The organism is Streptomyces sp. NPDC013457 (assembly GCF_043089925.1).
Lineage (GTDB): Bacteria > Actinomycetota > Actinomycetes > Streptomycetales > Streptomycetaceae > Streptomyces.
On record NZ_JBICBL010000012.1, the window covers coordinates 163,726 to 187,557 of the forward strand.

Annotated in this window: 20 protein-coding genes and 1 pseudogene; 15 read left to right on the forward strand and 6 right to left on the reverse strand. The window is 69.6% G+C overall.

Translation table 11 applies throughout. From position 1 onward, the window contains the following. Positions 1 to 155 precede the first annotated feature (155 nt). A complete protein-coding gene (locus tag ACF1G2_RS29405; protein ID WP_391801195.1) occupies positions 156 to 1,484 on the forward strand; it encodes a class I SAM-dependent RNA methyltransferase in 1,329 nt (442 codons plus the stop codon). Between the two features lie 105 nt (positions 1,485 to 1,589). Continuing rightward, positions 1,590 to 2,033 (forward strand): LmeA family phospholipid-binding protein, encoded by a 444-nt coding sequence (locus ACF1G2_RS29410; protein WP_391801196.1) that lies wholly within the window; start codon positions 1,590 to 1,592, stop codon positions 2,031 to 2,033. 11 nt (positions 2,034 to 2,044) lie between these two features. Here ACF1G2_RS29410 and ACF1G2_RS29415 read toward each other — a convergent pair whose 3' ends face one another. After that, positions 2,045 to 2,680, reverse strand: a complete 636-nt coding sequence (locus tag ACF1G2_RS29415; protein WP_391801197.1) for a TetR/AcrR family transcriptional regulator — start codon at positions 2,678 to 2,680, stop codon at positions 2,045 to 2,047. A gap of 135 nt (positions 2,681 to 2,815) precedes the next feature. Here ACF1G2_RS29415 and ACF1G2_RS29420 point away from each other — a divergent pair, with 135 nt between their 5' ends. From ACF1G2_RS29420 to ACF1G2_RS29445, 6 genes and pseudogenes are all read left to right on the forward strand, one after another. Then, positions 2,816 to 3,961, forward strand: a complete 1,146-nt coding sequence (locus ACF1G2_RS29420) for a VOC family protein (RefSeq protein ID WP_184930225.1) — start codon at positions 2,816 to 2,818, stop codon at positions 3,959 to 3,961. Between the two features lie 31 nt (positions 3,962 to 3,992). Then, the gene (locus tag ACF1G2_RS29425) at positions 3,993 to 4,970 is read left to right on the forward strand and encodes a fumarylacetoacetate hydrolase family protein (RefSeq protein ID WP_362012367.1); all 978 of its coding nucleotides are present in this window, start codon (positions 3,993 to 3,995) and stop codon (positions 4,968 to 4,970) included. Between the two features lie 9 nt (positions 4,971 to 4,979). Further along, on the forward strand, positions 4,980 to 6,557 hold the full coding sequence (locus ACF1G2_RS29430) for a bifunctional 3-(3-hydroxy-phenyl)propionate/3-hydroxycinnamic acid hydroxylase (RefSeq protein WP_391801198.1): 1,578 nt from the start codon (positions 4,980 to 4,982) through the stop codon (positions 6,555 to 6,557). Continuing rightward, positions 6,554 to 8,521: an acetoacetate--CoA ligase gene (locus ACF1G2_RS29435; RefSeq protein ID WP_391801199.1), complete on the forward strand. Its 1,968-nt coding sequence runs from the start codon at positions 6,554 to 6,556 to the stop codon at positions 8,519 to 8,521. The genes ACF1G2_RS29430 and ACF1G2_RS29435 overlap by 4 nt, the downstream gene beginning before the upstream one ends. Continuing rightward, the gene (locus ACF1G2_RS29440; RefSeq protein ID WP_391801200.1) at positions 8,518 to 8,871 is read left to right on the forward strand and encodes a DoxX family protein; all 354 of its coding nucleotides are present in this window, start codon (positions 8,518 to 8,520) and stop codon (positions 8,869 to 8,871) included. The genes ACF1G2_RS29435 and ACF1G2_RS29440 overlap by 4 nt, the downstream gene beginning before the upstream one ends. 115 nt (positions 8,872 to 8,986) lie before the next feature. Next, a pseudogene (locus tag ACF1G2_RS29445) lies at positions 8,987 to 9,841 on the forward strand (IS5 family transposase). Between the two features lie 86 nt (positions 9,842 to 9,927). Here ACF1G2_RS29445 and ACF1G2_RS29450 read toward each other — a convergent pair. The 5 genes from ACF1G2_RS29450 to ACF1G2_RS29470 all read right to left on the reverse strand — a co-directional run bounded on the left by ACF1G2_RS29450 (position 9,928) and on the right by ACF1G2_RS29470 (position 16,047). Next, a complete protein-coding gene (locus ACF1G2_RS29450; RefSeq protein WP_391801201.1) occupies positions 9,928 to 10,326 on the reverse strand; it encodes a PIN domain-containing protein in 399 nt (132 codons plus the stop codon). Then, complete coding sequence (locus tag ACF1G2_RS29455; RefSeq protein ID WP_391801202.1) at positions 10,323 to 10,607, reverse strand: hypothetical protein; 285 nt, start codon at positions 10,605 to 10,607, stop codon at positions 10,323 to 10,325. Before ACF1G2_RS29455 ends, ACF1G2_RS29450 begins: the two co-directional genes overlap by 4 nt. 668 nt (positions 10,608 to 11,275) lie before the next feature. Continuing rightward, on the reverse strand, positions 11,276 to 11,941 hold the full coding sequence (locus ACF1G2_RS29460; RefSeq protein WP_391801203.1) for a TetR family transcriptional regulator: 666 nt from the start codon (positions 11,939 to 11,941) through the stop codon (positions 11,276 to 11,278). A 143-nt stretch (positions 11,942 to 12,084) separates the two neighbouring features. Continuing rightward, positions 12,085 to 13,881 (reverse strand): right-handed parallel beta-helix repeat-containing protein, encoded by a 1,797-nt coding sequence (locus tag ACF1G2_RS29465; protein WP_391801204.1) that lies wholly within the window; start codon positions 13,879 to 13,881, stop codon positions 12,085 to 12,087. A gap of 384 nt (positions 13,882 to 14,265) precedes the next feature. Further along, complete coding sequence (locus ACF1G2_RS29470) at positions 14,266 to 16,047, reverse strand: PucR family transcriptional regulator (protein ID WP_391801205.1); 1,782 nt, start codon at positions 16,045 to 16,047, stop codon at positions 14,266 to 14,268. Positions 16,048 to 16,354: 307 nt separating this feature from the next. On the opposite strand from ACF1G2_RS29470, the gene ACF1G2_RS29475 reads away from it, so the two are divergent. The 7 genes from ACF1G2_RS29475 (at position 16,355) to trxA (ending at position 23,686) form a co-directional block, all read left to right on the forward strand. After that, a complete protein-coding gene (locus ACF1G2_RS29475; RefSeq protein ID WP_391801206.1) occupies positions 16,355 to 16,567 on the forward strand; it encodes a general stress protein in 213 nt (70 codons plus the stop codon). Between the two features lie 144 nt (positions 16,568 to 16,711). Next, on the forward strand, positions 16,712 to 18,610 hold the full coding sequence (dnaK, locus tag ACF1G2_RS29480) for a molecular chaperone DnaK (protein WP_391801207.1): 1,899 nt from the start codon (positions 16,712 to 16,714) through the stop codon (positions 18,608 to 18,610). A gap of 9 nt (positions 18,611 to 18,619) precedes the next feature. After that, positions 18,620 to 19,240: a nucleotide exchange factor GrpE gene (locus ACF1G2_RS29485; protein ID WP_391801208.1), complete on the forward strand. Its 621-nt coding sequence runs from the start codon at positions 18,620 to 18,622 to the stop codon at positions 19,238 to 19,240. Between the two features lie 6 nt (positions 19,241 to 19,246). Beyond that, positions 19,247 to 20,197, forward strand: coding sequence for a DnaJ C-terminal domain-containing protein (locus ACF1G2_RS29490; protein WP_391801209.1), 951 nt, complete (start codon positions 19,247 to 19,249; stop codon positions 20,195 to 20,197). Next, positions 20,194 to 20,601, forward strand: a complete 408-nt coding sequence (locus ACF1G2_RS29495; protein WP_391801210.1) for a chaperone modulator CbpM — start codon at positions 20,194 to 20,196, stop codon at positions 20,599 to 20,601. Before ACF1G2_RS29490 ends, ACF1G2_RS29495 begins: the two co-directional genes overlap by 4 nt. Then, the gene (gene clpB / locus ACF1G2_RS29500; protein ID WP_391801211.1) at positions 20,592 to 23,231 is read left to right on the forward strand and encodes an ATP-dependent chaperone ClpB; all 2,640 of its coding nucleotides are present in this window, start codon (positions 20,592 to 20,594) and stop codon (positions 23,229 to 23,231) included. Before ACF1G2_RS29495 ends, clpB begins: the two co-directional genes overlap by 10 nt. After that, positions 23,228 to 23,686 carry a thioredoxin gene (gene trxA / locus ACF1G2_RS29505; RefSeq protein ID WP_391801212.1) on the forward strand — a complete coding sequence of 153 codons (459 nt, stop codon included), beginning with the start codon at positions 23,228 to 23,230 and terminating at the stop codon, positions 23,684 to 23,686. The genes clpB and trxA overlap by 4 nt, the downstream gene beginning before the upstream one ends. Positions 23,687 to 23,832 lie beyond the last annotated feature (146 nt).

Below are 23,832 nucleotides of genomic sequence, written 5' to 3' on the forward strand. Positions count from 1 at the left end.
GGTTGTCGGGCGGGATGTGTGAGGGGGTGGGGGGTGGGGGGGCCGCGCGGGCGCGGCCTCCCCCGAGCGGGGCGGGGCCGGGCGCGGGGGCGCGGGGGGGGGGGGGGGGCCGCCCCCCCCCCCCCACCTCTCTCATTCTCTGGAGTCACCCCGTCATGCAGAACGCGCCCGTTGCTTCGTTGGTCGGGGAAGAGTACGAGGTCGAGGTCGGCCCGGTGGCCCACGGAGGCCACTGCATCGCCCGTACGGAGGGCGGCCGGGTCCTCTTCGTCCGCCACGCGCTGCCGGGCGAGCGGGTCGTCGCGCGGGTCACGGAGGGCGAGGAGACGTCCCGCTACCTCCGCGCGGACGCGGTCACGATCCTGGAGGCGTCCAAGGACCGGGTGGAGGCGCCCTGCCCGTTCGCGGGCCCGGGCAAGTGCGGCGGCTGCGACTGGCAGCACGCCAAGCCGGGCGCCCAGCGCCGACTCAAGGGCGAGGTCGTCGCCGAGCAGCTCCAGCGCCTGGCCGGGCTCACGCCCGAGGAGGCCGGCTGGGACGGCACCGTCATGCCGGCCGAGGGCGACAAGCTCCCGGCGGGCGAGGTCCCGCAGTGGCGCACCCGGGTCCAGTACGCCGTGGACACCGAAGGCCACGCGGGCCTGCGCAAGCACCGCTCGCACGAGGTCGAGGTGATCGACCACTGCATGATCGCGGCGCCGGGGGTCTCCGAGCTCGGCATCGAGAAGCGCACCTGGGAGGGCATGGCCTCCGTCGAGGGGATCGCGGCCTCCGGCTCCGGCGACCGCCAGGTCATCCTGACCCCCCGCCCGGGCGCCCGCCTGCCCCTCGTCGAACTGGACAAGCCGGTCTCGGTCCTCCGCGTCGACGAGAAGGACGGCGGCGTCCACCGCGTCCACGGCCGCCCCTTCGTCCGCGAGCGCGCCGACGACCGCACGTACCGCGTCGGCAACGGCGGCTTCTGGCAGGTCCACCCGAAGGCCGCCCAGACCCTCATGCTCGCCGTCATGCAGGGCCTCACGCCGCGCAAGGGCGACACGGCCCTCGACCTCTACTGCGGCGTCGGCCTCTTCGCGGGCGCGATCGCCGACCGCGTCGGCGACCAGGGCGCGGTCCTGGGCATCGAGTCCGGCAAGCGCGCGGTGGAGGACGCCCGCCACAACCTGGAGGCCTACGACCGGGTCCGCATCGAGCAGGGCAAGGTCGAGACCGTCCTCCCGCGCACCCGCATCTCCGAGGTCGACCTGATCGTCCTCGACCCGCCCCGCGCGGGCGCCGGCAAGCAGACGGTCAAGCACCTCGCGGGCCTCGGCGCCCGCCGCATCGCCTACGTGGCCTGCGACCCGGCGGCCCTGGCCCGCGACCTCGCCTACTTCAAGGACGGCGGCTACCGGGTACGGACGCTGCGCGTGTTCGACCTGTTCCCGATGACGCACCATGTGGAGTGCGTGGCGATCCTTGAGCCTGCCGAGAAGGGCCGCTGACCTGGTGTTTCTCCGAGTGTGCGTTGTGGGCGTTACGTGCGTCAGGTGCGATGTCTTGACGCATGTTCGACGCACGTGACGCACGTCTGAACTCGGCCCCTGCCGGTGACGAAGCTGACCGTACGCCTTGACGGGCTGAAGACCTCCGGGAGTGCTGAGGAGGCTCACGCCGACCATGTCGAGGCGACCGCGTTCCTCTCGTACGGTGACGTGTCGGGCGCGCTCGGTGTGCGGATGTCACCAGGTGGCGAAACGGACCGGATCAGTGCGACGGCCGTTCTGCCGGTCGTCGGCGACGTCACCGTGAGCGCGGCCGTCTCGGCGGCAACGGGCAACCGCATCGCCTTCACGGATGTCCGCACCGTCCGGGGCGAGCTGCTTCCTCCGCTGAAAACGCTGCTGGACAGAGCCCTGGAAGATCCCATCCTGCTGGAGAGCGTCCCCGAGGGGCTGCACCTGCGATCCGTCACCACCACGCGGGACGGAATCGACGCCGCCTTCACCGGCCGCTCGGTCGCCTTCCTGCAGGGTTCGTCCGCCGCCGGGTAGGAGCGGTCGTCTCAGACGGGGCCGGGGAGGGGGCGCCGGGCGACCTCGTGGGCGTCGTCCGGTGGTACGCCCAGCATGCGCAGGGCCATCTCGGCCAGGTTCACCGCGGCCTCGTCACCGTCCACGTCGGGGCGCGCGAACCTCAGCTCCACCAGGGACAGCAGGGTGCCGCCCATTGCGGACAGGGCCACAGTCGGGTCGGCCACGGTGAAGCGTCCGGAGGCCGTGCCGACCTCGATGTCACGCAGCGCCCGCCGGGCCAGGCCGTTGTCCGAGTGGATGTGACCGAGGCCGCGACGGCGCAGGACCTGCATCAGTTCAGGGTGGGAGTCGGCCATGCGTGCGCTGAGCCGGAAGCCCGCCGCGACGAGCTCCGCAGGGTCGTCGATCTCCGCCAGGCGCTGGTCGAAGTTCCGGCCGTACTCCTCCAGGGCGTCCACCACCGCCGCCTCGAACAGCTCGGCCTTCGACTCGAAGTGGTTGTAGAAGGAGCCGAAGCCCACGTCGGCGCGCTCGGCGATCGCCTGGATGCTGATGCCGGTGTCCCCGCTGTCGGCGAGTATCTGCCGGGCGGCGCGAATGAGCGCGCTTCGGGTCTCGGCGCGACGTCGCTCGAATCGGTTGCTGGGCGGGGCTGACGTAGGCATGCGCCAAGTCTAACCGCGCAGGCGATGACGACTGCAGTTCTGATGAATCCATCATTTCCAGCCGGGGACATCTTGACGACGGAACTGTCAAAGTTGATGATTTCCTCATTACGGCAATGTTGCTCGGAGGACACCATGTCTGAGACCCGCGTCCACGGGGCCGATGCCAAAACGGCCCATCAGGACCTGCATAGCGAACAGGGAGCCCTGAGGGGCGAGCATCCCGGCCGCTCCCGGAATCCCGTGATCAAGGTCGCGGACCTGGCCTGGCTGGAGTTCGAGAAGCCTGACCTGGAGCGAGCCGAGGTCTTCGCCCGGGACTTCGGCTTCCAGATCGCCGCGCGCACCGACAGCGAGCTGTGGCTGCGCGGCACGTTCGCCGGCTCGCCGTGCATGGTGATCCGGCGCGGGCGTACGTCCCGCTTCATCGGCCCGGCGTTCCGTGCGGCGGAGCGTCCCGATCTGGACCGGCTGGCGCGGGCCACCGGTTCCGACGTGCGTGACGCGGACGTACCCGGTGGCGGAAAGACGGTCGACCTGCTCGATCCGTCCGGCTTCCCGGTGCGGGTGGTGCACTGCGGCGAGCAGCTGCCGGCGCTGCCCGAGCAGCTGCCGCTGCTGCTCAACTTCGGTACGGACCATCGTCGTACGAACACCACGCAGCGCCCGCCGCGCGAGCCGTCCCGGATCCAGCGGCTGGGCCACGTCGTCCTGGAGACCCGCGTGTTCGGCCGGGCCCTGGACTGGTACCTGGACACGCTGGGGATGATCGTGTCCGACTTTCTCTTCCTGGACGGGCAGCGCGACCGCGGCCCGACCATGGCGTTCATCCGCTGCGACCTCGGCAGCGTGCCGGCCGACCATCACACGCTGGCCATGCACCTGGGACCGGGGACCGGCTATGTCCACTCCGCCTACCAGGTCACCGACCTGGACTCGATCGCCGTCGGCGGCGAATACCTCAAGGAACGCGGATACCAGCGCAGCTGGGGCGTCGGTCGGCACATCCAAGGCAGCCAGCTCTTCGACTACTGGCGCGACCCCGACCGCTTCATGCTGGAGCACTTCGCCGACGGCGACCTGTTCTCCAGCGACGTCGAGCCCGGGTGGGCGCCCATGTCGACCAGCGGTCTTGCCCAGTGGGGTCCACCGGCCACGCGTGACTTCCTCGGCGCGAGTCCCTCCCCGCAGCGGGTCCGCGACGTCATCCAGGCCCTGCGCGGCGACAACGAGATGGACCCGGCGCGCCTGCTGGGCCTGCTCAAAGCCGCCAAGTCCTGAACACCGACCACCCCCTCACGAAGGTACTGACATGAGCACCAACGTCCTGCGCACCGCCGACGGATGGTGGGTCGTCCGCCCCCAAGCTCTCGACTCCGCTCGAGCAGGGGAGACCCCAATCCACCGGGCCATCCCTGTCGACACCAAGGCCACCACCACCGCCGAGCTGATCGCCGATCGTGACGCCGTACGAGAGGCGGCTCGCTCGACCGAGGCGGGCACGCCCGTCGCCGACCTGGCCGTCCTCTCGCCGGTCACCACCCCCTGCCGGGTGGTCGCCCAGATGGTCAACTACCGGAGTCACGCCCGTGATTCGGGCTTCACGGGCGACATCCCGCCCGCCTTCTTCCGCAAGGCGTCCGGGTCGGTCAGCGGACCCGGCGACCCCGTCGTACGGCCCTCGCACGTGAAGTTCCTCGACTACGAGGTCGAACTCGGGCTCGTCATGGGCGCCACCCTGCCCATCGGCACCACGGTCGACGAGCGGGACCTGCCGTCGTACGTCGCCGGGCTCGTCGTCACCAACGACATCAGCGCGCGCGACGTCCAGCTGACCAAGACGCAGTTCTACGAGAGCAAGTCCTACCCGACCTTCACACCGACCGGCCCGTACCTCGCCCTGCTGGAGCCGGAGGACTTCGTCCATCTCCTCGACCTCAGGCTGAAGCTGTCCGTCAACGGCGAGCTGCGCCAGGACCGCACCCTCGCCGACATGATCGTCCGCCCGGCGCAGGCCCTCACCCTGCTGGCCCGTTTCCAGACCCTCGACCCCGGCGACCTGCTCCTGACCGGCACGCCCGGCGGCACGGCCCTCAAGGCCCCGCCGAAGCCGGTCGAGAAGGTCGGCGCACTGCTGCCGCCCGCCTTGAAGTGGAAGGCTTTCTTCAAGTCCCAGGCGAAGAACCCGCACTACCTGCACGCGGGAGACGTGATCACGGCGACGATCGCGACCCCGGACGGCCGGATCGACCTCGGCGAGCAGCGAACCTCCGTCACGGACGCGAAGTAGGGACCTGAGGTGAGCCGCACCGAACAGCAGGTACCCGTGGTGATCATCGGCGCGGGACCGGTGGGCGTGACCGCCGCCCTCCTCCTCGCCCGGCGCGGGGTGCGCACCGTCGTCCTGGAACGCCACCGGGACGTCTACCCGCTCCCGCGCGCCGTCGCCACCGACGACGAGGTCCGCAGGATCCTCCAGGCCGCGGGCGTGGGGGAGGAGTTCGCAGAGATAGCCCGCCCCGCGAACGGACTGCGGTTGCTGGACGCTCGGCACCGGGTCATGGCCGAGTTCCGGCGCTCCGAGCATGGTCATCACGGCTACCCGCAGACCAGCATGTTCGACCAGCCCGAGCTGGAGCGACTGCTGCGCGACGCCCTCGCCCGGAACCCGCAATGCGAACTGCGCAGCGGCGTGGAGGTTACCGGCGTCGGCCCGGACACCGCCGGCCCCGTGCGCGTGACTTACCGCGACGACGACGGAGAGTACGAACTGTGGGCCGAGGCGGTCCTCGGCTGCGACGGGGCGAACAGCCTCACCCGCGACGCCATCGGCGCCACATGGGAGGACCTGCGCTTCGAGGAACGATGGACCGTCGTCGACGTCCGCACGAACGCCGACGTCCGCTGCTGGGAAGGCGTCGACCAGGTCTGCGACCCACACCGCCCGGCGACCTTCATGCGCGTCGGCGAAGACCGCTACCGCTGGGAGTTCCGGCTGCAGGACGAGCGGCAACCGGTGCGGGAGCTGATCGCCCCATGGATGCCACCCTCCCACGACGGTGACTTCGAGATCGTCCGCGAGACCCAGTACACCTTCCGGGCGCGCATCGCCGACCGGTGGCGCAGCGGACGAGTCTTCCTCCTCGGCGACGCCGCCCACCTCACCCCGCCGTTCATCGGGCAGGGGCTGTGCGCGGGCCTGCGTGATGCCTACAACCTCACCTGGAAGCTGGCCCGCGTCCTGGGCCAGGGCGGCGACGAGCGGCTGCTTGACACGTACGAGAGCGAGCGCAAGCCGCACGCACGGCATGTGATCCGGCTCGCGGTCGCCATGGGCTGGGCCATGACCGGCGGCCAGGACGGCGCCGCCGCACTACGCCGCAGGATCCTGGCCGCTGCCTGCCGCATACCCGGCCTCATCGCGGCGGCGGGCCGGGACCTCAGCCCGTCCCTGACCGCCGGGCCCCTCGTCCGGCGCCGTATGCGCAGGGGCCTCGCGGGCACCCACTGCCCGCAACCATGGGTGGCACTCGACGGACGGCGCATCCGCCTCGACGAACTGCTCGGCGACTCCTTCACCGTCCTGACCGCCGCCGAACCCTGGCCCGCACTGAACGCCCTCGCCCACGCGCTCGGCGCCCGGACGATCCCTGTCACCGGCCTCGGTGACGACGGCACTCTCGCGGCCTGGCTGCGCGCCGGCAGGGTGGATGCCGTCCTGCTGCGGCCCGACCGCGTCGTCATGGACGTCGTTCCGGCCGGGAGGCACGACTTCACCGACACCGCCGCCTGGGCGGCCCTCCTGCACACCACGCGCAGCACCCTCCCCTTCCAACAGACCGCCGAGAAGAGCCTGCTGAGGAGCGCCACACGATGACCAGGCCGGACCCCTTCACAACCCCTGACCCCAAGGCCGTCGTGAACAGCCGCATCATGGACTTCGCCCGCCACGCCGGGCTCGACGGCACCGACTACGCCACCCTGCACCACTGGTCGGTCACCGACCTGGAAGGCTTCTGGCGCGCGGTGTGGGAGTACTTCGACATCGAGTCCGACACCCCGTACGAGCAGGTGCTGGCCGAGGAGCGGATGCCGGGCGCCCGGTGGTTCCCCGGCGCCACCCTCAACTACACCCATCACGCCCTGCGCAACCTCACCGACGACGCCGTGGCGATCATCGCCCTCGACGAGACCGGCTCCAGTCACGAGGTGACCGGCGGCCGGCTGCGCGCCCAGGTCGCCTCCGTCGCCGCCACACTGCGCGATCTGGGCGTCGGCAAGGGGGACCGGGTCGTGGGCTACCTGCCCAACACCCCGCACGCCATCGTCGCCTTCCTCGCCGCCGCGAGCCTGGGCGCGGTGTGGTCGGTCTGCGGGCAGGACTACGCCCCCAAGGCCGCCGCCGACCGCTTCGCCCAGCTCGAACCCACCGTCCTGATCGCCGCCGACGGCTACCTCTTCAACGGCACGACCCACGACCGCCGCGAGGCCGCCGGTGAACTGGCCGCGCATCTCCCGACGTTGAAGGCGACGCTGCTGGTGGACCACGTGGGCCTGCCGTGGCCTTCGCGAGCGTTCCCGTCGCTGGTGGTGCCGTGGGAGGACGCGTCCACCCGCGCCGAGGAACTCACGTGTACGCCGGTGCCGTTCGATAACCCGCTGTGGGTCGTGTTCTCCTCCGGCACCACCGGTCTGCCCAAGGGCATCGTCCACGGTCACGGCGGCGTCCTGCTGGAGCACCTGAAGACCCTCGGCCTGCACTCCGACCTCGGGCCCGGCGACCGTCTGCTCTGGTACACCACGACCCACTGGATGATGTGGAACCTGGTCGCCTCCACCCTGCTGACCGGCGCCACGACCTGTACGTACGACGGCAGCCCCGCACCCTTCGCCCGGCTCGACGTCCTGTGGGAGCTGGCCGCGCGCCACCGGGTGACCGTCTTCGGCACCAGCCCCCAGTACCTGCTGGGCATGGCCAAGTACGGCATCGACCCCTCGGCACGCGACCTGTCGTCGATCCGCGTGGTCGGCTGCACCGGCTCCGCCCTGCCGGCCTCCGCCTACCCCTGGGTCCGCGACCACGTCGGCGACCACGTCCTGCTCGCGTCCACCAGCGGCGGCACGGACGTCGTCTCCGGCTTCGCGGGCAGCGCCCCCAACACACCGGTCTGGGCCGGGGAGCTGTCCGCACCTCATCTCGGGGTGGCCCTGGCCGCGTACGACGCCGAGGGCCTCCCGATCGTGGACCAGGTGGGCGAACTGGTCGTCACCCGCCCGATGCCGTCCATGCCGCTGTACTTCTGGAACGACCCCGACGGCACCCGCTACCGCGACGCCTACTTCTCCTCCCACCCCGGCGTCTGGCGGCACGGCGACTGGATCACCGTCACCGGACACGGCTCCGTGATCGTCCACGGCCGCTCCGACAGCACCCTGAACCGCAACGGTGTACGCCTGGGCAGCGCCGACATCCACGACGCCGTCGAACGCCTCCCCGAGATCACCGAGGCCCTCGTCATCGGCGCGGAAGAACCCGACGGCGGCTACTGGATGCCCCTGTTCGTCGTCCTCGCAGACGACGCGACCCTGGACGACCCGCTCCGCGAGAAGATCAAGGAGGCGATCCGGACCGGCGCCTCACCCCGCCACGTCCCCGACGAGATCCTCGAAGTCCCCGGCATCCCGCACACCCGCACCGGCAAGAAACTCGAAGTCCCCGTCAAGCGCCTCCTCCAGGGCGCCCCGGTCGAGCAGGTCGTCAACCCGGCAGCCGTGGACGCCCCCGACCTCATCGACCACTTCGCCCGCCTGGGCGCCGAACGCCGGAGGCGGCCGGCGTGACCACCGCACAGGTCACCCTCGCCGCCGTACTGTCCCTCGTCTTCCTCCCGCTGGGACTGGGGAAGATCGCCGCGGTGCCGTTCATGCGGCAGGCGGCAGCACACCTCGGCATGCCACCGGGCCTCTACCGCGTCGTCGGCACCCTGGAAGTGGCCGGAGCCGTCGGACTGGTACTCGGACTGGCTTCCGCCCTACTCGGGATGACCGCCGCGATCGGACTCGCGCTGCTCATGACCGCGGCCGCAGTGGTCCACCTGCGCCACGGCGATCCGCCCATGCGGGCCCTACCGGCTGCCGTCCTGGCCCTGACGGCGGTGGCGTACGCCGGGGTGACGGTCGCAGCCGGCTGATGTCCTGAATGTGCGCCGTGGCGACGCATGAGACCTTGTCGCCCCTACGGATCACGGACCGTCCTCCGTCTGCTCGGCCGGCTTTGAGCTCGTAACACGATCTTGCTGAAGAGTCCTGGTCAGCCGTGACCGGTGTGACGATTCGGCCGTTCGGGATGGTGTGACTACACGGCCGTGGATCGTGGACGATGACCTGTGGGCGCTGATCGAGCCGCTGCTGCCGCCCTGGCCCGAGAGGTCGCCTGAGCCGCGGCCGGTGCCGGACCGTCTCTGCCTCCAGGGCATCCTGTTCGTCGCCTACAACGACATAGCCTGGCAACTTCTGCCCTCGGAGCTGGGGTTCGGCTCCGGGCAGACCTGCTGGCGGCGTCTGGACCGGTGGCAGAAGGCCGGGTCTTCGACCAGCTCCACCGCATTCTGCTCGCCGAGCTGAACGCGGCCGGCGAGCTGGACTGGTCCAGAGCGTGCGTCGACGCTGCCCATGTCCGCGCGAAAAAAGGGGGGAGCCGACACCGGTCCGTCGCCGGTCGACCGGCGCAAGACGGGCAGCAAGCACCATCTGATCTGCGACGGACGCGGCACCCCGTTCAAGGTCGTCACCACCGCGGCCAACGTCAACGACGTCACCCAGACGCTCGCCCTGGTCGACCGCATCCCGCCCGTTGCGGGCTGTCCCGGCCGGCCCCGCCGATGCCCCGAGGCGCTGCTCGGCGACAAGGGCTACGACTCCAACCCCAACCGCCGCGAACTGCGCAAGCGCCGGATCCTGCCGGTCATCTCCCGCAGAGGTGCCCCGAACATCGAGGGCCTGGGCAAGCTCCGCTACGTCGTGGAGCAGACCTTCGCCCTGCTCCACCAGTTCAAACGCCTCGCTGTCCGCTGGGAACACCGCACCGAACTCCACGACGCCTTCGTCTCCCTGGCCTGCAGCCTCATCTGCTGGAGACGCCTCAAGAAGCGTCGACCATGATCGTGTTACGAGCTCTTTGCTCCGAAACGTCTTGGTGGCAGATCCGGAGGGCACGCGTCACGCCGCGCTCGGCGAACCGGCGCGACTCAGACTTTCTCGGCGGTCACGCGTGGGTGGTCGGTGGTGAGCATGGCGATGTCCTCGACGTCGGACGTCAGGATCGTGACGCGGCCGGGCTGCGAGAGGGCGGTGGCGCAGAGCATGGCGTCGATGGCGTACTTGTGGCCGTGCAGTCCGGCCGTGCGCAACAGGGTGGCGGCGGACTGGGCGAGGGCCTGGGTGACCGGCTCGACCCGCAACCGGGACAGCGTCCATTTGAGGGCGGCGTCGTTGATGCGGGGGTGGATCACCTCGACAAGGACCGCGGCTGAGGTGATCACGGGAAGGTCGGCGTCGCGGGCGGCGGTGAGCCACTCGTGGACCTCGCGGTCGCGTTGCACGGCTTTGGCCAGGCCCTCGCTGTCCAGGATCAGGGCACCGCTCACGCGGCCGCTCCTGTCCCGGAGGAGGGGGTGCCGGTGAGCTTGGCCCGCTTGGCGGCCACAGCCTCGGGATCGGCGGGGCCGTGGGTCTTGTCGAAGTCGGCGATCAGATCGTCCAGGTTGTCGCGCTCGATCTGCCGCTGCGCGGCCTTCTCCAGGAAGGCGGACACGCCACGCTTGCCGACCCGCTCACGGATCGCTTGCAGGGTGCCGGCCGTGAGGGAGACGGAGATGCCGCTGGTGGGGCCGTCGCCGGGAGGAAAGTCGGTGTCGTCGTCAGCCATGACACGAGTATGGCATTTCAAATGCTATATGGCGAGACCCCGGTCCCATGGGGGCCAGGGCCGCCCTCCGGTGTGCGTCAGAGATCGCGCGTAGCGCCCGTCGTGCACATAATGCACATTGATCTTGCGTCCGTTTTGCGTCTCCCGCGCCGCTGACCTGGCGTTTCTCCGAGTGTGCGTTGGCCCGGGGTGTCGGCCCATTCCGCTCGCCCTGTGCGGACGGCCGTCCCCGAGGACGCAGCGGAGGCGTTCGGGCGGGGCGTGGTCGAAGCGGGGGAACCTGATCCAGGGCACCCCGGCCGGAAGCCGGCGCCACGGACTTCACTGGCTCGCTGTGCGGCCGAAGCCAGTGCACGCACCGGCCCCCGGCGATAGGGCGGAGCAGTCAAGGCCGAACTGGCAAAAGGGTCTCCCAGAGCGGTCGGGACCCTCGTGCTGCCGGGCGCCGCCTCGTGCGGTCGCGGCCTTGGGTGGTGGACTGGTGGGCTGCCGGACCGGGGCCCACCACGGTGACGGTCCGGCAGTTCCGGGAGCGCGGCGAGTGAATCGGGCTGGATCTCCTCGATCGTCTCGCCGCCCGCGCTGCGGCGCAGGACGGTGTGGAGCATGTCGTCCGTGATGACCGGCGGCCCGCCACCGTGCGTGAGGCATTAGCCGATCCGATAGGGCTATTGATTACAGGAGCTTCTAGCTGACGTCGAACTCTGCAGCAGTTTCAGCGCGACCGTGGCAAGCCTTCGGGCGGTGACGTGCGGTTCGGCGGCGGGCAGGATGAGATGGCTGATGGTCATGCGGACGATGATGTCCGCTGTCATCTCAAGAGTCTCTGCCTGCTGCTCCGGGTAGCGTGTGCCCAACCATTCCCGCACCAGGTGCCGGCCCGCGTCGAAGATCGGGTCCGCTCGGGCGGTGAGGTAGGGGAGCAGGCTGTCGGAGCCCTTGCGGGCGGCTGCGATGACAGCCCGTATGAGGGGCTGGGTGTGAGCTTCCTCGAGTACGTACCGGATGGCGACTTCGAGGCAGGCTTGGGAGTCGGGTAGGCCGGGATGGAGCGTGTCGGCCACCCCGGCGAGGAACTGCCGGGTCTCACGGATCACCAGTGCGCGTCCCAGACCGGCTCGATTGCCGAACTCCTTGTAGACGGAGGGGCGGGAGACCTGAGCTCGTGCTGCGACGGCCGAAAGGCTGACCTGGTCCCATCCGGCTTCGCAGGTCAGGTCGCGAGCGGCATCGAGGATGCTTATCCTCATCTGCTTGCGCCAGGCGATCCGCGGGGAGTCGGGAGATTCTTCACCTGCGAGCCGATTCGTCGTGCGTCGCTGTTCGGTTGCCATGGCACATGTCTGTTCGCGAGTTGAGCCGCCGGACCACGAGTAGCTCCGCGAGCATGCGGCCGTGTGAGCATGCAGTGGTGCCGGCCCCTTGATACGGGGGATGGGGCCGACACCACGCCAGGGAATCCGGGTGAACCGGACTGTCAGGAACGCTTACGACGGGCGACCAGGACGAGACCGCCGCCGAGGGCGAGAACGGCCGCTGCCATGCCGAGGGGGACCAGGGGATCGGAGCCGCCGGTCTGCGCGAGCGGACCGCTTTCGCCGTCCGCGCCAAGGCTGGAACCGCCGTCGCCATTACCGGCGCTCAGCCCTTCCGCGCTGGGCGAGGCAGTGGTGCCGCTTGTGCCGCGAGAGGCCCCGGTGCCGGGCTCGCCGGGCTGCTCTTCCCTGGGCTGGGCCTCACCCTGCCGACCGTTGGAGCCGGAATCGTCGAGGTCGGAGTCGGATGCCTCCTGCGTCACGCCACCGGTGCCGAATCCGTAGGCGCCACGGTCAGGCGCGCCGCCGGCCCGGCGGATGCCGGTGGTGACGGCGGTGAACGGAGTGCCCGAACCGATGGCAGGGGAGCTGTCGCGCAGCCGGAAGGTCGCGTCTGCCGTGGTGTCGGCGTCGGCGAACATCGGGTCGGCGACAATGTCGTGCGGACCCTTGACCTCGGGAGCCTTGCCGCCGAAGTAGACGTTGTAGTCGTAGGTCACGTCCACGTTGCGGGACTTGCTGTTCGTCGCCTGGCCGGCTCGGCCGTACGCGATGTTGTTGAGCAGCCGGACGTCGGTGCTGTAGTGGGCGTAGATGTTGGCGTAGCTCTTCATGCGCGTGCTTCGGCCGTTCAGGTACGCCGTGTTGTGCACGATGTCGACGTGCTGGCTTTTGAAGGAGTGAATTCCCGAGCCGCCGTTGTCGTAGGACAGGTTGCCGGCGACCAGGACGCGTCCTCCGTAGGCGGGGTGGCCCGCGTCGCCCTTGAGCGTGTCGATGATGATGCCGTTGCCGTCGGAGTAGCAGCGACACCTCTCCCACTTGATCTTGGTCTCGTTGTCGTGGACGCGGTTGCCGGTGATGCGGATCTTGTACGTCCTGGCGTCGGACCTTCCCACATCGCGCGGAGTGAGGACGGAGATGCCGCTGGTGGCATAGACCGTGTACCACGAGTTGGAGTACACGTGGTTCGCGGAGATGGTCACGTGGTCGGATTCGATCGCCGATATGCCGCCGCCTGCGCACGCGTGCACCTTGTTGCCGGTCACTTCGATGTGGTGCGACGCAGCACCCGTGGATCTGTCTCGCTCGATCGAGATGCAGTTGGTGTTGTAGGTCGGGTCTCCCTTCTTCGATCCGCGTTCGGCCCCGGCCAGGTTCAGTGCGGCGTTGTTGCCCTTGATCTCCAGATTCTTGATGGAGATGTAGGACGCGCCGTAGACGCTGATGCCGTTCCACGCCTGCACCGGGTGGATCACCGGCCGGTGGCCGGGGTATGCGGTGAAGGTGATCGGTGCGCCGGGTCGGCCCGAGCGCTTGATGGTCAGCACATTGGATCCTGCGGAGCGTTCCGAGTACGTGCCGTTCATGATCGAGACGGTGTCACCGGGGCCGGCGCTGTCGGCGGCCTTCTGGAGGGTGCGGAAGGGCGCCCCGGCCGAGGTTCCCGGATTGCTGTCGCTGCCTCCGGGGCTCACGAAGTAGGTGCGGTCTGCCGCATGGGCCGTACCGGCTCCGACGGTGACGATGCCGAGTGGGGCGGACGACGCGAGCAGTGCTGCGGTCACGGCGAAGGTGCGCGTGCGTTTCATTGGTGCCTGGTCTCCGAAGTCATCCGGACTGAAGCGGGCCGTGTCTCCCTCGGTCGAGACCGTGCACAAGAAGCAGTGTGCCGGGAAGGACAGGGCAAGGGCGTCACGCCATGTCAGAGCGCTGCCCCGGGGCGGTGCGCGACCCATGGCTGCGCTCCGAAGTCCGCTGTGGGGGTGGGGTGTTGCGTGAACGACAGTTACAGAAGTGGAAAATGAACGCAACCCTGTACCGCCTGTAAACATTCTGACGCCCTGTCAGTTCAATGGGTCACCTTCATCGACTGGGTCCGATGCGCGCCTTCGTCGAACCCGTCGAAGACGGCGGCCTCGCCAAACCGGCGCATTGGACCGTTCGGCCCCTGCCCCGCGCCGGGAACCTGCGCGAGCCGAGTCCGCATCCGATGTCCGGACGAACGGATCACGGCCGAAGAAGCAGACTTCCCTCATCCATTTCTGGGCCTGATAGGACGGAGCCATGCTTGGAAGTACGGCACCTGCACCGGCCCGCTGGTACAGCTGTCGTGAGGGGCATCAACCAGATTCGCCCAGCACGATCTTCCACACTCGGGTCGCCACCTGGAGGTTGAGCCGGTCTTCGACGTTCGCGAGGTCGTTGCCGCTGATCTCGCGGATGCGCTGCAGCCTGTAGCGCAGCGTGCTGCGGTGGATCGCGAGGGAGGCGGCGGCCTCGTCGTAGTTGCCGCCGCAGTCGAAGTACCGGGAGAGGGTCTCCACCATGGCTGCGTGATGTCGGGAGTCGTAGTCGATGAGCTGCCCGAGCCACTCATGGACGAACATCTCGAGTTCCTGATGATCGGCGCCAGGTCCCAGGATGCGGTACAGGCCGAGCTCGTCGAAGAAGGTCGTGCCGTACCGCTCGCGGGAATTGAGGCGCACTTCGAGGGCGCGCTGCGCCTCCTGGTAGCGGTGGGGGATGTCGGGCACGGAGTCGGAAGGGGCGCTCACCCCGATCGTTCCGGACCGTGTTCCAGTTTCCCGGGCGAGCGCCTCGTGCAGAGCGCGAGCGTGCGGCCTGTCGTCGGAGACCAGGACCACGTGGTCGGAGCGTCGGGTCACCAGCGAACGCATTCCGACGGCAGAGGCCGCCCGGCCCACGGTCTGGGCGAACGAATCGTCCGCGGTCCGGTTCGACCACTCCACGACCACGACGTACTGGCTACGGTGCAGGTCGTGTCCGACTGCCTCGGACCGGGCGTAGGCGCTCGTGGCGTCCGTCCCTGCCAGGAGGTCGTCGACCAGCTCGCGGTGCAGCCTCAGCTCCACTTCGGCCAGGTTGCGCAGGTGCGCCAGCTCCAGGGCGAGCGACGTGGCGGCGTGTTCGAGCGCGAACACGGTGTGTTCGTCGGCCTCATCCAAGGCGTCGACCAGTGCCAGCACGCCCAGGATCTCGCCATGCGGGCGGACCAGAGCGATCAGCCGGTCCTTCATCCGTACGGGCCCCACCGCCCGGGCGACGGCGTGCAGCATGTCGTTCTGGCGCACGGGGTCCGGTTCCGGGTAAGGGTCGGGTCGGCCGGGACCTGACCAGGACTTCAGACGGCCGAAGCGGTCTTCGACCAGCGCCGGAAGTCCGGTGAGCTCGTGCAGTGCGCGGGTGGCGGCCTCCTCACCGCCGCCCGAGACGGCGATGTCGGCCATGAGCGCGTGAGCGGCCCGCTGGTACCCCAGCTCGGCCACCACGGAGATCAGCTGCTGCTGAAGAGTGGCGCGTTCCTCCTTGACCCGGTGAAGCTCCACCGCGTCCTCGCGTTGGCGACGCTGCGCGAAAGCGACTGACAGAGCAGCAGCGGTGTGCCAGACGAGCGTGGCGAGCAGGGATCGCTGGGCCCCCGTGGGGCGGGTTCGGGACGTCACCACAAGGTAGCCGTGAAGTCTCTCCAGCCCGCGCAGGCCCAGGGCCCAGCCCCAGGGCCTGCCGGGGACGGTCACAGGGCCGTCCTGCCCCGCCAGCTCCCGAACCCTTCGGTCCACCGCCGCGGCATGGGTCCGACCGTTCCTAGGACTGGGGACCAGGTCCCCGTCCACCTCGAGGTACCCGGCTTCGGCACTGTATGGCCCGGCGGCGGCTATGTGGTGCATGGCCAGGCGCAGGATCTCGCCTTCGTTCGGGGCTTCGAGCAGGGCGCGGGAAAGCACCACCAGCCCGTGCAGGGCATCGTCATCCGGGCTCGTAGCGGATGGGCGCAGCTCTCTCCGTGCATCCGTCGGATGTGGCCCGGCGCCACCCGCCGGAAGGCTGCCCTCCCGGTCGGAGCAGCGGCCGTACACGTTGTGTGCCCGGCTGCCGGCCATGGGGGATCACTCCGTTCTCCCCGGAGCTCCGGGGAGCCGATCGCTTTTTACGCCTAACCATTCGGGGGCGGCTCATTCGAGACGTCCAGACTCTTCCCTCTCATACTCGCGGGGCTACCAGGCCCGCGCACTTCTGACCCGCCAGGAGCAGGCGCGAAGCCAGCCGGCTGGCGATCCTGGACAAGGTCTGGAATCCTCCGCGGGCATCGGCAGGTAGGCCGGGCGACCTCGCAGGCCGGCTTCCTCGTACAAGACGTGAGAGGAAGCCGAACGCGCTGTTGAACAACTCTCTGACCAGGGGTTTCCCATGGAAAGGGCGGCGATCATCGGTCAGGACGTGCGCCTTGTGGAGCAGGTGATCGGCCGGATGGACTACGGCAGGGCCGTGCTTCACGGAGCGGCGAGTGGTGCGCTCCCCGGTGTCCTGATCGGCCGGCTTTTCGGCCCTGTGAACTGGCTCGACCCCGTCGTCTCCGCACTGCTCCTCGCCTCGCTTCGCCCGCTGCAGCCGAGGCGGTAGAGGTCGTCGCGGACGAGGCGGTCGCCCACGAGGCTGTACGGCTGCTCGGCGCGCCGCGTACCACCGGCGGAGATTCCATTCGTACCTGAACGAACGTGATCCGGAGAGTCGGCGCAGGACCGCCGCACCGGGAGGAGATTTCTCATGGCCAAGGCAGTGGGTATCGACCTGGGTACCACGAACTCGGTGATCGCTGTGTGGGAGGGCGGCGAGCCGTCCGTGGTGCCTAACAGCGAGGGCAACCGCACGACACCATCTGTAGTGGCCTTCACCGACACCGGCGAGCGTCTGGTGGGCCAGATGGCCCGGCGCCAGGCGATTCTCAACCCCAAGGGGACCATCTACTCGGCCAAGCGGTTCATCGGCCGGCACTTCGATGAGATCTCTGACGAGGCCAGGGCGGTCGCGTACGACGTCGTCGAGGGCGACGGCGGGGCGGCCCGCTTCAAGGTGCGCGACAAGTTGTACGCGCCTGAAGAGATCAGCGCCCAGGTGCTGCGCAAACTCACCGAGGACGCCTCCAAACAGCTGGGGGAACGGGTCACGGAGGCGGTCATCACGGTGCCCGCCTACTTCAACGACGCCCAGCGCACGGCCACCAAGGACGCCGGTCGGATAGCCGGACTGGAGGTGCTGCGGATCATCAACGAGCCGACAGCCGCAGCCCTCGCATACGGCATGGACAAGGAGCAGCACGAGACTGTCCTCGTCTTCGACCTGGGCGGCGGGACCTTCGACGTGAGCATCCTCGACGTCGGCGACGGCGTGGTGGAGGTGCGCTCCACCGCCGGTGACAGCCACCTGGGCGGCGACGACTTCGACCGGCGCCTGGTGGATCACCTTGCGGACGACTTCCAGAAGGAGAACGGCATCGACCTGCGCAAGGACCCGCAGGCGCTGCAACGCTTGTTCGAGGCGGCGGAGAAGGCCAAGACCGAGCTGAGTTCGGTGACACAGACGCAGGTCAGCCTGCCGTTCATCACCGCCGACGCCTCGGGCCCCAAGCACCTCACCGACTCGATCATGCGGTCCACCTTCGAGCAGATCACCAGCGACCTGGTGGAGCGGTGCCTCGAACCGGTCCAGCAGGCCATGACCGATGCCAAGGTCGGCGAGAGTGACATCGACGAGGTCATCCTCGTCGGCGGCTCCACTCGCATCCCCGCCGTTCAGGCCCTCGTGCGCCGGCTGACCGGCGGCAAGGAACCCAACATGAGCGTCAACCCCGACGAGGTCGTGGCCTTGGGCGCCGCGATCCAGGCCGGGGTGCTCAAGGGCGAGGTCAAGGACGTCCTGCTGCTCGACGTCACCCCCTTGTCGCTGGGTGTCGAGACACGCGGCGGCGTGATGACGAAGATCATCGAGCGGAACACCACCATCCCGGTGCGCCGCTCCGAGACCTTCTCCACCGCCGAGGACAACCAGCCCGCCGTCGACATCGTCGTCCTCCAGGGCGAGCGCGAGCTGGCCGCCGACAACCGGGTGCTGGGGCGGTTCCAGCTCACCGACATCCGACCGGCGCCGCGGGGCGAACCACAGGTCGAGGTCACCTTCGACATCGACGCCAACGGGATCCTCAACGTCACGGCCCGCGATCGGGACACCGGCAAGGAACAGGGCATCACGATCAGCGAGAGCTCCAACCTGGACCGCAGTGAGGTCGAACGCATGGTCCAGGAGGCCGAGCGCAACCAGGGCCAGGACCAGGCACTCCGCGAGGCCGTCGACGCCCGCAATGAGCTCGACGCCGTCGCCTACCAGGTCGAGAAGCGCCTTACGGAACTGGGCGACGCGGCGCCCGCGCACGAGAAGGCACGCGCCGACATGCTCGTGTCCGATGCCCGGGCGGCGGTCAAGGAAGAGGCGGGCGTCGAGCGCGTGCGGCCCCTGACCTCCGAACTCCAGCAGTTGCTCGCCGGGCTGGCGGCCCACCAGGGCGCCGCCGACACGGGCGGCCCCGGGCAGGACGCCACCACCGGCGGTCCCACGACTGGCGGTGACGGTGACGACGACGTCATCGACGCCGAGTTCGACAAGGACTGAGGAACCGCCATGCCGATCCACCCCGAGAAACCTGACCCGGCCGTACCCGACCACACCGATCCGGCTTCGGAGGACGCCGTAGGTCCTCTTCCCGGCGCTCCGCCACTCTCGGGCCCGCCGACGGGGCGGGGGCCTGCCACGGACGGGCAACCCGGCCTCGGCGCGGCCGGCGGCGGCCCCGCACCGTCCGAGGACGAGTACACGGCCGAGCTCAAGGAACTGGAGGACCGCTGGCGTCGCGCGCTAGCCGACCTCGACAACCTGCGCAAGCGCCACGCCAGGGAATTGGAGCGGGAGCGGAAGGCCGAGCGTTCCCGGACGGCCGCCGCCTTCCTGCCTGTCCTGGACAACCTCGAACTCGCCCTGACCCATGCCGGCGCCGATCCCGGTGCCATTGTGGAGGGCGTCCAGGCGGTCCGCGACCAGGCGGTGAACGTCCTCGAACTGCTCGGCTACCCGCGGCACGCGGAGACCGGCGTCGCGTTCGACCCAGCCCGGCACGAGGTGATCGGCGTCGTCCAGGACCCCGACGCCTCGCCGGGCACGGTCGTCGACGTGCTGCGCCCGGGCTACGGGGACGGCGAACGGCAGCTCAGGCCGGCCGCCGTGACTGTCGCGAAGCGGGAGTGACCGGCGATGGCACAGGACTTCTACGAGGTGCTGGGCGTGTCGCGAACCGCGAGCCAGGACGAGATCCAGCAGGCATATCGCAAGCTCGCCCGCAAATACCACCCCGACGTCAACAAGGACCCGGGGGCGGAGGAACGCTTCAAGGACCTCAACGAGGCATACAGCGTCCTGTCGGACCCGAAGACCCGGGCCCGTTACGACCGCTTCGGCGAAGACTTCCGCCAGATCCCCGAGGACTTCGACGAACGGGTCGCGGCCGGCGCGGGCGGCGGCTTCCGCGCCCGGGGGACCGCGGGCCCGGGCGGCCCCCGAGTCCGGTACGCCACCGGCTTCGGCGACGACTTCGCAACAGACGGTGTCGACATCGAGGATCTGCTCGGCTCGATCTTCGGAGCAGGCGCCGCCCGCGGCGTACCGGGAGCCGACCAGGAGGCCGAGCTGCCGCTCACCGTGGAGGAGGCGTTCAAGGGCGGCCGTCGCACCGTCACCCTCGCCGGGCCCACCGGGCAGCCGCGGCGGTACGAGGTCAACGTGCCGCCGGGCGTCACCGACGGACAGCGCATCCGGCTGGCGGGGGAGGGTGGTCGGGGGAGTGGTGACGCCCCCGGAGGCGACCTCTACCTGAGGGTGCGTATCCAGCCCCACCCACAGTTCCGTCTGGATGGCCGCGATGTCCACGTCCAGGTCCCCGTCACCCCCTGGGAAGCGGCCCTTGGTGCGACTGTGCCCGTGCCCACCCCTGGCGGTGGCACGGCCAAGGTCACAGTGCCCGCGGGCTCGTCCAGCGGTCGGCGACTGCGGCTGCGCGGCGAGGGCATGCCCAATCCGCGCGGCGCCGACGGCGACCTGTACGCCGAACTCCGCGTCATGGTGCCGTCCACCCTGGGCGACCGGGAGCGCGAACTGTTCGAGGAGCTCGCCGCCACCTCCTCCTTCGACCCCAGGAGGACACGATGAACGACCGACCCGCGGGAGCGGCAGGCATCGGCCGGGCCGACATGGGCGACCGTCCGGTACGAACGGGCAGCGGCCTCACCGCCGCGACGGCTGTCCGGTACGCGCTCGTGCCCGTCCGCAGACTCTCCCTGGACGACGTGGCCCGTCGCTCAGGCCTCCACCCCGACCTGATCCGCCGGTTTGTCGCCCTCGGATTGGTCGACGCCGACCGCGACGCCGCGGGGCACCTGGTGTTCGACCCCACGGCCCCGGCGGTGCTCGCCCGCATCCAGCGGCTGCGCTCCGGACTCTGCCTCAACTACGCCTCGATCGGCCTGGTGCTCGACCTGCTCGATCGCATCAGCCTGCTCGAAGCCGCCCTGCGAGGGCGCGGCACGAGGAGTGGAAACCCCCCATGGACATGAATCGTCTCACCCAGAAGTCCCAGGAAGCCCTCCAGGAAGCCCAGACCGCGGCCGTCAGCATGGGGCAGACCGAGGTCGACGGGGAACACCTGCTGCTCGCACTCCTCGATCAGGAGGACGGTCTGATCCCGCGGTTGGTGCAACAGGCCGGTACCGAGCCGAACGAACTGCGCGCGGCCGTACGCGAGGAACTCTCCCGCCGCCCGAGGGTCACGGGCCCCGGCGCAGCCCCCGGCCAGGTCTTCGTCACCCAGCGCCTGGCCCGCCTGCTCGATGCTGCAGAACGGGAGGCCAAACGCCTCAAGGACGAGTACGTGTCGGTGGAGCACCTCCTGCTCGCCCTGGCGGAAGAGGGCTCGTCGACCACCGCCGGACGTCTGCTCAAGGAGGCCGGCATCACCAGGGACTCGTTCCTGAGCGCGCTCACCCAGGTCCGCGGGAACCAGCGTGTCACCTCCGCCAACCCCGAAGTGGCCTACGAGGCTCTGGAGAAGTACGGCCGAGATCTCGTCGCCGAGGCAAGGACCGGCAGCCTCGACCCGGTCATCGGCCGCGACGCCGAGATCCGCCGGGTCACCCAGATCCTCAGCCGCAAGTCCAAGAACAACCCGGTCCTCATCGGCGACCCCGGCGTCGGCAAGACCGCCATCGTCGAGGGTCTCGCCCAGCGCATCGTCCGCGGCGACGTGCCCGAAGGGCTGCGTGACAGGACCGTGTTCGCCCTCGACATGGGCTCCCTGGTCGCCGGGGCCAAGTACCGCGGTGAGTTCGAGGAACGGCTCAAGGCCGTGCTCAGCGAGGTCAAGGCCGCCCAGGGGCGCATCCTGCTCTTCGTCGACGAACTGCACACCGTCGTCGGCGCGGGTGCCGCCGAAGGAGCCATGGACGCGGGCAACATGCTCAAGCCGATGCTCGCGCGCGGAGAACTCCACATGATCGGAGCCACCACCCTCGACGAGTACCGCAAGCACATCGAGAAGGACGCCGCCCTCGAGCGCCGTTTCCAGCAGGTGGTGGTCGACGAGCCGAGCGTGGAGGACACCATCTCCATCCTGCGAGGACTGCGCGAACGCCTGGAGGTCTTCCACGGAGTGAAGATCCAGGACACCGCGCTGGTCTCCGCGGCCACCCTCAGCCACCGTTACATCACCGACCGGTTCCTGCCGGACAAGGCCATCGACCTCGTGGACGAGGCGTGCGCCCGGCTGCGTACCGAGATCGACTCCATGCCCGCCGAACTCGACGAGATCACCCGCCGCGTCACCCGACTGGAGATCGAGGACGCCGCCCTCTCGAAGGAGACCGATCCCGCCAGCGAAGCCCGACTGGAAGAGCTGCGCAGGGAACTGGCCGATCTGCGCGCCGAGGCCGACTCCAAACACGCCCAGTGGGAGGCCGAGCGGCAGGCGATCCGCCGTGTGCAGGAACTGCGCCAGGAACTGGAGCAGGTCCGCCTCGAGGCGGAGGAGGCCGAACGCGCCTACGACCTCAACCGCGCCGCCGAACTCCGCTATGGCCGCCTCCAGGACCTGGAGCGCCGACTTGCCGCGGAGGAGGAGCAGCTGGCGGCCAAACAAGGGCAGAACCGGCTGCTGCGCGAGGTCGTCACCGAGGAGGAGATCGCCGAGATCGTCGCGGCCTGGACCGGTGTCCCCGTCGCCCGCCTCCAGGAGGGCGAACGCGAGAAACTGCTGCGCCTCGACGAGATCCTGCGCGAGCGCGTCATCGGCCAGGACGAGGCCGTCAAGCTCGTCGCCGACGCCATCATCCGCGCCCGCTCCGGCATCCGCGACCCTCGCCGCCCCATCGGCTCGTTCATCTTCCTCGGCCCCACCGGCGTCGGGAAGACCGAGCTGGCCAAGACCCTCGCCCGGGCCCTGTTCGACTCCGAGGAGAACATGGTCCGGCTCGACATGAGTGAGTACCAGGAGCGGCACACCGTGAGCCGGCTCATGGGCGCACCGCCCGGATATGTCGGCTACGAGGAGGGCGGCCAGCTCACCGAGGCCGTACGCCGCAAGCCGTACTCGGTTGTGCTGTTCGACGAGATCGAGAAGGCGCACACCGATGTCTTCAACACTCTGCTGCAGATCCTCGATGACGGCCGTATCACCGATGCTCAGGGCCGCACCGTCGACTTCCGCAACACCGTGATCATCATGACGTCCAACATCGGCTCCGAACACCTCCTCGACGGCGCCACCGCCGAGGGAGAGATCAAACCGGACGCCCGCGCCCTGGTCATGGGCGAACTGCGTGGGCACTTCCGACCGGAGTTCCTCAACCGCGTCGACGACATCGTGCTGTTCAAGCCGCTCGGTGAGCGGCAGATCGAGCGGATCGTGGAGCTGCAGTTCGACGAGCTGCGGCAGCGGCTCGCCGAGCGCCGCATCACCGTCGAACTCACCGACGTCGCGAGGGAGCTGATTGCCCACCAGGGCTACGACCCGGTGTACGGGGCCCGGCCGCTGCGGCGTTACATCTCCCACGAGGTCGAGACGCTCGTCGGGCGCGCCCTGCTGCGCGGCGACGTTCAGGACGGTGCGACGGTGCGCGTCGACGCCGAGCACGGAGAGCTGCTGGTCACCTACGACCAGCAGGAGGGGGTCCGGGAAGCGAGGGCGGCGTGAACACCACCCGGACGACTACGGTGACCTGCCCGAACTGCGGGCGCGGCAACCGGATTCCCGTGGCCGCCGAGGGACGGCCCAGGTGCGGCCACTGCAAGCAGCCCCTGCCCTGGCTCGTGGACGCCGGCGACGACGACTTCGCCGAGGTCGTCGAGCGGGCCTCCGTGCCCGTGGTCGTCGACCTCTGGGCCACCTGGTGCGGTCCCTGCCGCATGGTCAGCCCCGCCCTCGAACAGGTCGCCCGCGACCTCGCCGGACGCATCAAGCTCGTCAAGGTCGACGTCGACAAGAACCCACAGCTCAGCCGGCGCTTCGAAGTGCAGGCTGTGCCGACCCTCCTCGTCCTGAACAAGGGCGAGACGATCGCCCGACAGGCCGGCGCGGCACCCGCGCACGTTCTGCGCTCGTGGGTCGAGCAGGCGATGGAGGGCCGGCAAACCACTGCAGGAGGGTGAGCACGAGGGCGCGGTCACCTTGGGAGCCCCACGAACCGCAATCCCGACATCGACCGGTCGTCGCCCTCGCGCAGCGGTTCCAGCCATGGCGGTGGGAAGGAGACAGTCGCCGGCCGCGGCCGAGCATCCCATTCACGGAAGGAGAA